This window comes from Nocardioides sp. NPDC057767, assembly GCF_042798275.1.
Lineage (GTDB): Bacteria > Actinomycetota > Actinomycetes > Propionibacteriales > Nocardioidaceae > Nocardioides.
This window is the reverse complement of the sequence record NZ_JBHVKJ010000082.1, coordinates 1-3,951: the sequence shown is the minus strand read 5'-3', so window position 1 is coordinate 3,951 and position 3,951 is coordinate 1. Positions and strand designations below refer to the sequence as shown.

General features: G+C 73.3%; 5 protein-coding genes. 2 read left to right on the top strand and 3 right to left on the bottom strand.

Annotation, left to right across the window (positions count from 1 at the left end):
• Positions 1 to 1,855, top strand: a 1,855-nt coding sequence (locus ACFVDI_RS26650) for a DNA glycosylase AlkZ-like family protein (RefSeq protein ID WP_378911891.1), incomplete at its 5' end; no start/stop codon positions are given.
• Between the two features lie 4 nt (positions 1,856 to 1,859).
• Positions 1,860 to 2,612 carry a DNA-formamidopyrimidine glycosylase family protein gene (locus ACFVDI_RS26645; RefSeq protein WP_378911889.1) on the top strand — a complete coding sequence of 251 codons (753 nt, stop codon included), beginning with the start codon at positions 1,860 to 1,862 and terminating at the stop codon, positions 2,610 to 2,612.
• Here the strand turns inward: ACFVDI_RS26645 and ACFVDI_RS26640 are convergent.
• The 3 genes from ACFVDI_RS26640 to ACFVDI_RS26630 form a co-directional block, all read right to left on the bottom strand.
• The gene (locus ACFVDI_RS26640; RefSeq protein WP_378911888.1) at positions 2,609 to 2,845 is read right to left on the bottom strand and encodes a hypothetical protein; all 237 of its coding nucleotides are present in this window, start codon (positions 2,843 to 2,845) and stop codon (positions 2,609 to 2,611) included. The genes ACFVDI_RS26645 and ACFVDI_RS26640 overlap by 4 nt on opposite strands.
• 117 nt (positions 2,846 to 2,962) lie before the next feature.
• Positions 2,963 to 3,250 carry a helix-turn-helix domain-containing protein gene (locus tag ACFVDI_RS26635; RefSeq protein ID WP_040754988.1) on the bottom strand — a complete coding sequence of 96 codons (288 nt, stop codon included), beginning with the start codon at positions 3,248 to 3,250 and terminating at the stop codon, positions 2,963 to 2,965.
• Positions 3,251 to 3,310: 60 nt separating this feature from the next.
• Positions 3,311 to 3,796, bottom strand: a complete 486-nt coding sequence (locus tag ACFVDI_RS26630) for a CinA family protein (RefSeq protein WP_378911886.1) — start codon at positions 3,794 to 3,796, stop codon at positions 3,311 to 3,313.
• Between the last annotated feature and the right edge of the window lie 155 nt (positions 3,797 to 3,951).

The following is a 3,951-nucleotide window of genomic DNA, read 5'->3' as shown; positions in this document are numbered from 1 at the left end:
GTCGGGCGAAGCGTCACCGGCTGACGTCTCGCCCGACGTAAGCGACGTCTCGGCCGACGGGACTGACGCCTCGCCCGACCAGGGTGACGCCTCGCCCGACGCGGCTGACGCCTCGGCCGACCAGGGTGACGCCTCGGCCGACCGGGGTGACGTCTCGGTGGCGTTGGAGAGCCTCGCCACCGCTCGACGGGTCGTCGAGGTGCGGGTGGCCGGGGAGGCCCGGTGGGCGGTGGTCGAGGACGTGGCCAGGCTCAGGGACGGGCTGGGGGTGGCAGTCCCTCCGGGCGTACCGTCGGCCTTCACCGAGCCCGTCGAGGACCCGGTCAGCGACCTGGTGTCTCGGTACGCGCGCTCGCACGGGCCGTTCACGGCGGCCGATGTGGCAACGAGGCTGGGGCTGGGCGAGGCGGTCGTGCGGCACACCCTGGCCCGGCTCTCGGCGCGCGGGCGGGTGCTCGACGGGGAGTTCCGCCCCGGCGGGAGCGGGCTGGAGTGGTGCGACGCCGAGGTGCTCCGGATGCTGCGCCGGCGCTCGCTGGCCCGGCTGCGCAAAGAGGTCGAGCCGGTCGAGCCGGCGGCGCTGGGCAGGTTTCTCCCGGCATGGCAGAAGACGTCCGTACGCAAGGGGGCGCTGCGTGGCGTCGACGGGGTGCTGAGCGTGGTCGACCAGCTCGCCGGCTGCCCGGTCCCGGCCAGCGCGCTGGAGAGCCTGATCCTGCCCACCCGTGTGGTCGACTACGAGCCGGCGTTCCTCGACGAGCTGACCTCCGGTGGCGAGGTGCTCTGGGCCGGTCACGGCACCCTGCCCGGCACCGACGGCTGGGTCTCGCTGCACCCGGCCGACACCGCCGAGCTGACCCTGCCTCCGCCGGCGGAGATGCCGCCCGGCCCGCTGGCCGAGCGCATCCTCGAAGCCCTCGAGCCAGGCGGTGCCTGGTTCTTCCACCAGCTCGCCCGGACCGTCGCTGCCGGCGACGAGAAGACCCCGAGCGACGCCGATCTGAGCGCAGCGCTGTGGGAGCTGGTCTGGTCGGGCCGGGTCAGCAACGACACCCTGCTGCCGCTGCGGGCCCTGACCCGCTCCGGCACACCGTCGCACCGCTCCCGAAGGCCGCCGCCGCGAGTCCGCGGCGGCCGTTACACCGGCGGCGCTCGGATGCCGGCACGAGCGAGCCTCCCGGAGACGGCCGGGCGCTGGACGATCCTGCCCGAGCCCGACCCCGACCCGACCAAGCGCGCCCATGCCGCCGCCGAGCGACTGCTGGACCGCCACGGTGTGGTCACCCGCGGCGCGGTCCAGTCCGAGCGCACGCCCGGGGGGTTCGCGGCCGTCTACAAGGTGCTCAGCGCCTTCGAGGAGTCCGGACGAGCCAGACGGGGCTACTTCGTCGAGGGCCTGGGTGCCGCCCAGTTCGGCACGGCGGGCTCGGTCGACCGGCTGCGTACCTTCTCCCGGGTCGAGCCCTCCGACAAGCCCGTCGCCCTCGCGCTCGCCGCGACCGACCCGGCCAATCCCTACGGCGCGGCGCTCCCCTGGCCGGTCTCGGAGGAGGGCCACCGGCCCGGCCGCAAGGCAGGCGCGATCGTGGTGCTGGTCGACGGCGAGCTGGCCCTGTACGTCGAGCGCGGCGGCCGCACGCTGCTGACCTGGTCCGAAGACCCCAATCTCCTCGAGCCGGCCGCCGAGGCCCTCGCCGACGCCGTGCGCCGAGGCGCACTGGGACGCCTCACCGTCGAGAAGGCCGACGGCGCCCCGCTGCTCGGGTCCGGCGAGACGCCGCTGCGCCAGGCGCTGCAGTACGCCGGCTTCATCGCCACCCCGCGCGGCCTGCGCCTGACCTCGCAGAGCAGGTGAGGACGTGCCGGAAGGCGACGCCGTGCTCCGTACCTCCCGCTCTCTCGACCGGGGGCTGGCGGGACAGGTGCTGACGCGCACGGACTTCCGGGTGCCGCAGCTGGCCACGGCCGACCTCGCCGGCGGCACCGTCCAGGGCACCGTGACGCGCGGCAAGCACCTGCTGACCCGGATCGACCACCGCACCGGCGAGTGGACGCTGCACACCCACCTGAAGATGGAGGGGTCCTGGCGGATCCTCGAGGCCGGCCGGCGCTGGCCGAAGCCTGGCTTCCAGGCTCGGGTGGTGCTCCGCACCGAGCGGACCGAGGCGGTCGGCTTCCTCCTCGGGATCGTCGAGCTGGTCCCCCGCGACCAGGAGGAGCGGCTGGTCGCCCACCTCGGCCCGGACATCCTCGCCGGCGACTGGGATCCCGACACGGCCCTGGCGCGCCTCCGCAGCCAGCCGGAGCGACCGCTCTTCGAGGCGCTGCGCGACCAGACCAACCTCGCCGGGATCGGCACGATCTACGCCGCGGAGACGTGCTTCATCGCCGGGATCAACCCGCTGCGTACGGTCGATGACGCCGGCGACAGGCTCCCCCGGATCCTCCAGCGCACCCGCGAGCTGATGCAGGCCGACTGGTCCCGCTCCCGCCAGATGTGGGTCTACGGCCGCCGGGCCTGTCGCCGCTGCGGCGGCACCGTGACCGTGGCCAGGGTCGGCCCGCCCGGCAAGGAGCGCCCGGCCTACTACTGCGCGAGCTGCCAGGCCTAGCAGCCGTGCAGCAGCCGCAGGCGGATCTGGGCGATCCGGACCCGGGTGTCGCGCATGTGGCGGGCGACGTGCGCGCGCTCACCGGGAGCGACTGAGGTGAACTCGTCGCGAAGGATGTTCAGGGTCTCCTCCAGCCCGAAGAGCTCGGCCTCGAGCAGGTCGGGGGAAACCGGGTCGCCCTCGCCCCGCGGCGCCGGGACCGTCAGGTCCGGAAGCTCGTTCTCGACAGCCATGCGCATCGCACCATCTCCCCATGAATGCGCGGGCCCGTGGTGGGCCCACGTCAGCAAGGAGACGGTCGCGCCCGCTTTGAGACACGCCGAACGGAAAAACTCCGGGGGCGGGACGATTCAGGCGGCGGCAGCGTCGGCCGCGGCGCGAACGGGCATCCGCAGAATGGTGGCCTCTTCGAGGGCGACCGCGTCGGAGACGTCGCGGAGCACATCGGAGAGAGCCACGTCGAGGGCGCTGCAGAGCGAGGCGAGGAGCTCGGAGGAGGCTTCCTTCTGGCCGCGCTCGACCTCGGAGATGTAGCCGAGGCTGACTCGCGCCTCCGCGGAGACCTCGCGCAGGGTCATCCCACGCTCGAGCCGCTGGGCACGCAGCACCTCGCCGAGAAGTCGACGGAAGAGCACCATTGCGGTCAGCCTCCTACAGGTCACAAGTCACCGACATCTGGGTGACGTCTGGCTCCAACGCTACCTGACCCTTCGATGTTCCCGCCGAAGTAGTCCGAGTAGTTCATCAACAGCGAACAAACACGTATCACGCTGGATCTCCGCACGCGAGCCCGACAGCCCGAGTTGCGCCGTTGTTTCACCGTGCGGACCGGAAACACCGAGAAAGACCGTCCCGACGGGCTTTCCCTCCTGCTCCTCGGGACCGGCCACCCCGGTGGTCGCGAGCCCGTACGTCGCCCCCGATCGCTCCCGCGCCCCCGCGGCCATCGCCGCGGCGCACTCCGCGGAGACCACCCCGACCGTCTCGATCACCGAGACGGGGACACCCAGCAGGGTGTGCTTCAGCTCCGTCGCGTACGTCACGAAGCCCCCGCGAAACGTCTTCGACGCGCCCGGCGGCTCGGTGAGCAGCGCAGCCAGACGCCCGGCGGTCAGAGACTCGGCGGTCGCCACTGTGGCGCCGGCCTCCAGCAGAACGACGTTGAGCTCATCGACAGCGGTCATGGGTAGAACCTAGCGGCCCCGTGCCGAACCGGCCCGTCCTCCCCGAGATCGGCGTGGGGTGGGGGGCGCGCAGAGCCTCCCACACACCCTGGGTAGCGGGGCAGTTGGGCGCCCAGGGGGGGCGGGGCGGGGGGGGCGGCGTACCCCCCGGCCCC